The organism is Ruegeria sp. CF8 (genome assembly GCF_056537285.1).
Window position 1 is genome coordinate 170,994 of record NZ_JBQFRG010000011.1, and the last position, 6,776, is coordinate 177,769.

The window sequence follows — 6,776 nt, forward strand, 5'->3', positions numbered from 1 at the left end:
AAGTACTACTTTATCGCTTGATCCTGTTAAAATGCCCCATCTTGCGTCCGGCTTTGACCTCGGCTTTGCCGTATAGATGAAGTGCTACGTCCCGTTCACGGGCCAGTTCGGGCACACGGTCCATATCATTGCCGATCAGATTCTCCATCACCACATCCGAATGGCGCTGCCCATCGCCCAGAGGCCAGCCCGCCACGGCCCGGATATGTTGTTCGAACTGATCCACGGCACAGCCATTCTGCGTCCAGTGGCCCGAGTTGTGCACGCGCGGTGCAATCTCGTTCACGATCAGACCAGCGGGCGTGACAAACAGCTCCACCCCCATGACACCCACATACTCCAACGCATTGAGAATGTTGGCCGCCAGCAGGATTGCATCCGTGCGCTGGGCCGGAGACAGGCGGGCAGGGATCGTGGTGGTGTGCAGGATGCCGTCGCGATGTACGTTCTCGCCCGGATCGAAACAGGCCACCTGACCGTCCAGCCCGCGTGCTGCAATGATCGACACCTCGTGTGAGAAATCCACGAACCCTTCCAGAATAGCAGGCGCGCCCGCCATGTCGGCCAAAGCAGCCTCGGCATCCTCGGGGCTGCGCAACCGAGCCTGCCCCTTGCCGTCATAGCCAAAGCGGCGGGTCTTGAGGATGGCAGGTGTCCCGATTTGTTCGATTGCCGTATTCAGGCTGTCCAGACTGGACACGTCTGCAAACGGGGCCGTTTTCAGGCCCAGGTCTTGCAGGAAATTCTTCTCGGTCAAACGATCCTGACTGACCCGCAACGCTTCGCGACCCGGGCGGATCGGGCGGTGGGATTCCAGAATGTCCAGTGCCTCGGTCGGGATGTTTTCGAACTCATAGGTAATGACATCCACCGCATCGGCGAAGGCTTTCAGGGCATCGATGTCGTCATAGGCTGCCGTCGTGACACGATCCGCCACTTGCCCGGCGGGCGGGTTTGCGCCCGGTTCATAGATATGTGTGACAAAGCCGAGCCTCGACGCCGCCACGGACAGCATCCGGCCCAGTTGACCCCCCCCCAGAATTCCGATCACTGCGCCTTGGGCAAGCATTTCTGCCATCTTCAATTCTCCAAACGTTTGCCAATTGCACTCAACGCCGAACGCAGCGCGTCATGCGCGCCTTGATCCTTCAGGGTGTCTGTCATCTGTAGGCTTATTGTGCCTTCTGTCGCCAGAGAGTCACGCTCTTGCGCCAGCCGACCGGCGGTGCCTTTTTCCATCGTGGCCAGGTAGCCCGACATCAACTGGGTCGTATAGAATTCGGCCCTGTCAGCATCGCCGGTCACATCACCCAGCCATTTGGCCCCAGTGGCCATCAGATCGAGAATGCCGGGGACCATGGTGCAAATGGCGAAATGCGCGTTCAGCGCGGTTTCGTTCGTAACCTTGACCACGGGGTTTTCGGGCTCAAAAAGCTCGGCCAGCAGTTGATCGTTGCCAAAAGCGGCCATCGGGCAGCCACCGGTTTCAAGAAAGCCCAGCGGAATGGTCTGCACGAAGTCTGTCGCCGGGGCGCATAGTTCGGCAAGTTGCTCGGCGGAAACCGCCGCCATAACAGAAACGATCTGTTGATCCGCGCGAAAGGTTAGAGGGGTCAGAACCTCAGCTGCGATATGCGGACGTAGGCACAGGAACACGATGTCCGAGGCATCAATCACCTGCTGGGGGGCAGCGACCGTCACGCCCAGTTCGGCTTTCAAGGAGGATGAAACATCGGTATTGCGCTCGGTCACGCAGATTTCATGCCCTTTGGCAGCCATCAACCGCGCGATAGGGGCGGCGATATGGCCTGTGCCGATGAGGCCGATCCGGCTCATCCCTGCGGTTCCTCAGGGATTGAAGCCGAAAGTGCCTCGCGCCAGTTGTCCAGCCGTTCGGCTAACGCCTCGTCTTGCAGAGCCAGAATGCCCGCTGCCATCAGGCCGGCGTTGGCTCCGCCAGCGGACCCGATTGCCATGGTGGCCACGGGGAAGCCCTTGGGCATTTGCACGATGGAATACAGCGAATCCACACCCGACAGGGCGCGCGTTTGAACCGGCACACCGATGACCGGTACCCGCGTTTTCGATGCCATCATTCCGGGCAGGTGCGCAGCGCCGCCAGCGCCCGCGATGATCACGTGCAACCCACGCGACACGGCGGTCTTGCCATAGTCCCACAGCCGGTCCGGTGTACGGTGGGCCGATACGATGCGCGCTTCGTAAGCGATGCCCAGTTCGTCCAGAATATCTGCGGCCTCTTTCATCGTGGGCCAGTCAGATTGACTGCCCATGATGATACCGACTTTCACTTCGCTCATCCGCTTTTGTCCCTGCGCTCAGAAAGAGCGCGCACTATAGCCAAATCCGGTTCTCTGGCAATGCGCTACAGGGCGTTCAGGCAATGATATCGGGGGTCAGGCGGTCTTCGATGATGCGGATGATGTCTTTCAGACGCAGTTTCTCTTTTTTCAGCCGTCGTAACGTCAACTGATCCGCAGTTCCCCGGTCATGCAGCGCTTCAATCGCTTCGTCCAGATCGCGGTGCTGACGGCGGAAAACTTCCAGCTCAACCCGCAGAACCTCATCAGTTTTCATGGAAAGATCAGTGGGCGCGTTCATTGGCGACTCGGGGTTGTTGTGGTGCTTGCCCAACAAGATAGTGTGTCAGACGTTATCGCGCCAGACCTTGTGGACATCCTGGTTTCTTCCCATATTCTATTACAGGCGGTTGCCAGAACGGGGCCGCACACCACGTCGCTTTGACAATAAAGGACGAAAATACGTGTCGAAACTTACTCTTGGCTCATACCCGCATCTTTTGGGGTTCGAGCAACTGGAACGCCTTCTGGAACGGTCTGCAAAGGCTGGCAACGAAGGATACCCGCCCTATAACATCGAACAGACTTCGGACTTTTCGTACCGCATCACTCTTGCGGTGGCTGGGTTCGCCGAAGAGGATCTGTCGATCACCATCGAAGATCGCCAGCTGGTGATCCGAGGTCGTCAACGTGACGACAGCGAGGGGCGCATATTCCTGCATCGCGGCATTGCGGCGCGCCAGTTTCAGCGCATGTTCGTCTTGGCCGACGGTGTCGAAGTAGGCGAGGCGATTATGGAAAATGGTCTGCTGCATGTGGATCTGACCCGCGCTGTGCCGGAAACCGTGGTGCAAACGATCAACATACGGAAGGGGTAAGAGCAATGAATACACCGATAGAACTCAACACCGAAGGTGACCGTATCGTCTATGTCAAAACGGTCGAGGTTGCCGATCTGCCGCGTGATCTGCGCGATCAGGCGGGGGATCTGGACCAGCTATATGCTGTACATGATTCCGATGGGCAGCAGCTGGCGCTGGTAGCCGACCGTAAGCTGGCTTTTGTGCTGGCCCGTCAACACGACCTGTCCCCGGTGGCCGTTCACTGAACGGCCTCTCACCGCGCCTTTTGGGGCGTGACAATTCCCGCAACACACGCAACACATACGAACTGGCGGACTGTACCGCTTTGACCTGTTACCGGGAGCTTATCGCATGAGCTGGTTCGAATTCGATTGGGTAGACGCATTCAGTGATCGCGCCTTTGGCGGAAATGGATGTGCTGTGGTTCATGACGGTGCGCATCTGTCCGAGCAGGTGTGCATGGCTTATGTGCGTGAAACATCTCTGGTCGAATGCACCTTTACTGGCCCGTCGGACGTGGCCGATATCCGTGTTCGGTACTTTCTGGCCAGCCGGGAAATTCCCTTTGCCGGGCATCCCACCATTGCGACCGTCGCGGCCATGCGGTCGCGTGGGATGATCGAAGGCGAAAGCCTGACGCTGGAAACCGGGGCAGGGGTGGTTTCGGTTCGGTTGACGGGTGATGAGATCGAAATGACCCAGGTCGCACCGCAATTCGGTGCACATGTTCCGGTGGATCTGGTGGCTTCGACCATCGGCCTTTCTGAAAACGCTATAATCTCTCCGCCCCAGTTTGTTTCAACCGGTCTGCCTTTCTGCATCACCGTCCTGCGCGACCACGAGGCATTGCGCGCGGCTCAACTGGTTGAGGGCCCTTTGAGAAAAGTGGCCGAGGCAGCGGGATTTTCGGGATCGGATATGGCTGAACCCTTTCTGGTCACGCTGGAAGGAGCCACCGATGCAGGTGATACATTTTCGCGCCTGTTGCTCGCCCCTCCCAGCCCGCCCGAAGACCCGTTCACCGGGTCCGCTACAGGTGCCATGGCGGCGTATCTTTGGAAGTATGGATTGATGTCCAAAGACAGTTTTGTCGCGGAACAGGGCCACGACATGGGACGTCCCGGACAGGCCACCGTCACGCGCGTCGGCCCGACAGATGGAATGACCGGGATTAAGGTCGCTGGACGTGGGCATGTATTGATGCGCGGGCAGGTCGATCTGCCAGAGGATGTGCGTTAAGTGGCCGGTCATGGCGACCCCTGTCGGAAATCGAAATAGCATTCTGTCCTTAGGCCCTTGGCGCAGGTCGCATCCAGTCCAGTGGTTTGATCGGCGCGGCCCGAGGGTCAATCCCGTGTCGGGCGCAAAGCGCATCGAGATATGATCCCGGAACCGGTAGTCCAGCCAGCTGGGTTGCCAACAGCTTTTTCTGATGCCCGTAGACATGGACCGAATACGTAACTTCGCCCTCGATCTCGCCCAGCGCCACATTCGGGTCATGCAGTTTCCAAAGTTCGGCAGGTGCCAGCGGATAGAGGGTCTCGGCCGCCATCGCGTACTTGTCTTCACCGGTTTGGCGCAAGAAATGCCCAAAGGCTTTTGGGCCAGAGCTGCCCCAGGGCAAGCTTTCTATACCCCAGCTTTCACCGTTTGCGATACGTTCACGATTATGCCGTCTTGCACGCCGACCCCGCCACGGTTGGGTTGGGTTTGCCGACATCACGAAATCCTGCATCAGCCCAAGCGTTTGGGAGTTATTGGGCAAGCGTAAAACCCCGGTTGGAAAGTCGTCGGCTTTGGAGCGCGCGAACACCCAATCAGACGAAAAGTCGAAGGCTTTCACGCAATATGCGTCGAGATCGACCCAGATAACCTCGCTTTGCTGAATCAGATGTAATCTGAAGATGTCAGAGAATACAGCTACGCCCTGTCGGTCGCCGGGTTGCAGGGGATAAGGCGGAGGCCAGAGTACGTCGCCGGCAGGGCGCGTCTGGACACCTGCGGGGATGCCTTGAGTCTCGTGCGGGAGATACAGAACAAACGCATGCCCTTGGTCCAGAAAGGACTGAATACAGATCTGCTCCAGCCAGGTCAGATCGGATCCGAACCAGAAACTGGCAATGGTTGGCAAAGTTCGACTCATGGCATGTGTCTACCCGGCATCCCGCCACACAGCATCACCCGTGCAGCGCTTGTCAATCAGGACAAACAAAAAAACGGCCCCCGGTAACCGGAGGCCGAATTGTCTTGGTGCGCTGGCGTCAGTTTGCAGCGATCAAACCCATGCTTTCCAGCTTCAGCAGAACCTGATGGGCACAGTTATCGACGTCGACATTCTCTGTCTCGACGGACAACTCCGGGTTCTCCGGCACGTCATAAGGATCTGAGATCCCGGTGAATTCCTTGATCTTGCCCTCGCGCGCCAGTTTGTACAGGCCCTTGCGGTCACGGCGTTCGCATTCCTCGATCGAGGTTGCAACATGTACTTCACAGAAGGCACCGAATTGTTCGATGTCTTCCCGAACCGCCCGGCGGGTGGTGGCATAAGGGGCAATCGGCGCACAGATGGCGATGCCGCCATTCTTGGTGATCTCGGACGCAACATAGCCAATGCGACGGATGTTCAAGTCGCGGTGCTCTTTCGAGAAACCCAGTTCCGAACTGAGGTTCTTACGCACGATGTCGCCATCCAGCAGCGTCACGGGACGGCCACCCATTTCCATCAGCTTGACCATCAACGCGTTGGCGATGGTCGACTTGCCCGAGCCCGAGAAGCCGGTGAAGAACACGGTAAAGCCCTGTTGGCTGCGTGGGGGTTTGGTCTTGCGCAGTTCGGCCACAACCTCGGGGAACGAGAACCATTCGGGAATCTCCAGACCTTCGGCCAAACGGCGGCGCAGTTCGGTGCCCGAAATGTTCAGAATGGTGACATCATCCTTATCGAGAATCTCGTCATTCGGCTCGTATTGCGCGCGTTCCTGCACATAGACCATATGCTTGAAGTCGACCATTTCGACGCCGATTTCATCTTGGTACTGGCGGAACAAGTCCTGCGCATCATAGGGGCCATAGAAGTCTTCACCGGCTGAATTCTTACCCGGCCCGGCATGGTCGCGGCCGACGATGAAGTGTGTGCAGCCGTGGTTCGCGCGGATCAGACCGTGCCAGACCGCCTCGCGCGGGCCAGCCATGCGCATGGCCAGGTTCAGCAACGACATCGAGGTGGTGGACGCGGGATATTTGTCCAGAACCGCCTCGTAACAGCGCACGCGAGTGAAGTGGTCCACATCGCCCGGTTTGGTCATGCCGACAACAGGGTGGATGAGAAGGTTGGCTTGTGCCTCTTTGGCCGCGCGGAAGGTTAGTTCCTGGTGCGCGCGGTGCAGCGGGTTGCGGGTCTGGAAGGCCACGATGCGCCGCCAACCCACCTTGCGGAAATACGCGCGCAGCTCGTTTGGCGTGTCGCGACGGGCGCGGAAGTCATAATGAACAGGCTGCTGAATACCCGTCACCGGACCGCCCAGATAGACCTTGCCGGCCACGTTATGCAGGTAGTTCACAGCCGGGTGCGCGTCGTCATCGGCACCAAACACCT

General features: G+C 58.5%; 9 protein-coding genes. 3 read left to right on the forward strand and 6 right to left on the reverse strand.

Annotated elements, in window-relative coordinates; translation table 11 throughout:
• Window positions 1-10: 10 nt before the first annotated feature.
• From ACR0EV_RS21035 to ACR0EV_RS21050, 4 genes are all read right to left on the reverse strand, one after another.
• Window positions 11-1,078 (reverse strand): 5-(carboxyamino)imidazole ribonucleotide synthase, encoded by a 1,068-nt coding sequence (locus ACR0EV_RS21035; protein WP_480801884.1) that lies wholly within the window; start codon window positions 1,076-1,078, stop codon window positions 11-13.
• Between the two features lie 2 nt (window positions 1,079-1,080).
• Window positions 1,081-1,836 (reverse strand): NAD(P)-binding domain-containing protein, encoded by a 756-nt coding sequence (locus tag ACR0EV_RS21040; RefSeq protein WP_480801885.1) that lies wholly within the window; start codon window positions 1,834-1,836, stop codon window positions 1,081-1,083.
• Complete coding sequence (gene purE / locus ACR0EV_RS21045) at window positions 1,833-2,318, reverse strand: 5-(carboxyamino)imidazole ribonucleotide mutase (RefSeq protein ID WP_480801886.1); 486 nt, start codon at window positions 2,316-2,318, stop codon at window positions 1,833-1,835. Before purE ends, ACR0EV_RS21040 begins: the two co-directional genes overlap by 4 nt.
• Before the next feature lie 76 nt (window positions 2,319-2,394).
• On the reverse strand, window positions 2,395-2,619 hold the full coding sequence (locus tag ACR0EV_RS21050; RefSeq protein ID WP_050604880.1) for a YdcH family protein: 225 nt from the start codon (window positions 2,617-2,619) through the stop codon (window positions 2,395-2,397).
• 163 nt (window positions 2,620-2,782) lie between these two features.
• Here ACR0EV_RS21050 and ACR0EV_RS21055 point away from each other — a divergent pair, with 163 nt between their 5' ends.
• From ACR0EV_RS21055 to ACR0EV_RS21065, 3 genes are all read left to right on the forward strand, one after another.
• Entirely contained in the window at window positions 2,783-3,196 is a 414-nt protein-coding gene (locus ACR0EV_RS21055; RefSeq protein ID WP_058275530.1) for an Hsp20 family protein, read from the forward strand.
• A 5-nt stretch (window positions 3,197-3,201) separates the two neighbouring features.
• Window positions 3,202-3,426, forward strand: coding sequence for a DUF1150 family protein (locus tag ACR0EV_RS21060; RefSeq protein ID WP_171186401.1), 225 nt, complete (start codon window positions 3,202-3,204; stop codon window positions 3,424-3,426).
• Window positions 3,427-3,532: 106 nt separating this feature from the next.
• A complete protein-coding gene (locus ACR0EV_RS21065) occupies window positions 3,533-4,420 on the forward strand; it encodes a PhzF family phenazine biosynthesis protein (RefSeq protein ID WP_480801887.1) in 888 nt (295 codons plus the stop codon).
• A gap of 49 nt (window positions 4,421-4,469) precedes the next feature.
• Here ACR0EV_RS21065 and ACR0EV_RS21070 read toward each other — a convergent pair whose 3' ends face one another.
• Together ACR0EV_RS21070 and ACR0EV_RS21075 are read right to left on the reverse strand one after the other, a co-directional pair.
• Window positions 4,470-5,324, reverse strand: a complete 855-nt coding sequence (locus tag ACR0EV_RS21070; RefSeq protein ID WP_480801888.1) for a hypothetical protein — start codon at window positions 5,322-5,324, stop codon at window positions 4,470-4,472.
• A gap of 118 nt (window positions 5,325-5,442) precedes the next feature.
• Window positions 5,443-6,776, reverse strand: a 1,334-nt coding sequence (locus ACR0EV_RS21075; protein WP_480801889.1) for a bifunctional sulfate adenylyltransferase/adenylylsulfate kinase, incomplete at its 5' end; no start/stop codon positions are given.

Excerpts from the sequence above, each read along its gene's own strand:
- ACR0EV_RS21035 (WP_480801884.1), bottom strand. The coding sequence starts at position 1,078 with ATGGCAGAAATGCTTGCCCAAGGCGCAGTGATCGGAATTCTGGGGGGG.
- purE (WP_480801886.1), bottom strand. The coding sequence starts at position 2,318 with ATGAGCGAAGTGAAAGTCGGTATCATCATGGGCAGTCAATCTGACTGG.
- ACR0EV_RS21070 (WP_480801888.1), bottom strand. The coding sequence starts at position 5,324 with ATGAGTCGAACTTTGCCAACCATTGCCAGTTTCTGGTTCGGATCCGAT.
- ACR0EV_RS21065 (WP_480801887.1), top strand. The coding sequence starts at position 3,533 with ATGAGCTGGTTCGAATTCGATTGGGTAGACGCATTCAGTGATCGCGCC.
- ACR0EV_RS21040 (WP_480801885.1), bottom strand. The coding sequence starts at position 1,836 with ATGAGCCGGATCGGCCTCATCGGCACAGGCCATATCGCCGCCCCTATC.
- ACR0EV_RS21050 (WP_050604880.1), bottom strand. The coding sequence starts at position 2,619 with ATGAACGCGCCCACTGATCTTTCCATGAAAACTGATGAGGTTCTGCGG.
- ACR0EV_RS21060 (WP_171186401.1), top strand. The coding sequence starts at position 3,202 with ATGAATACACCGATAGAACTCAACACCGAAGGTGACCGTATCGTCTAT.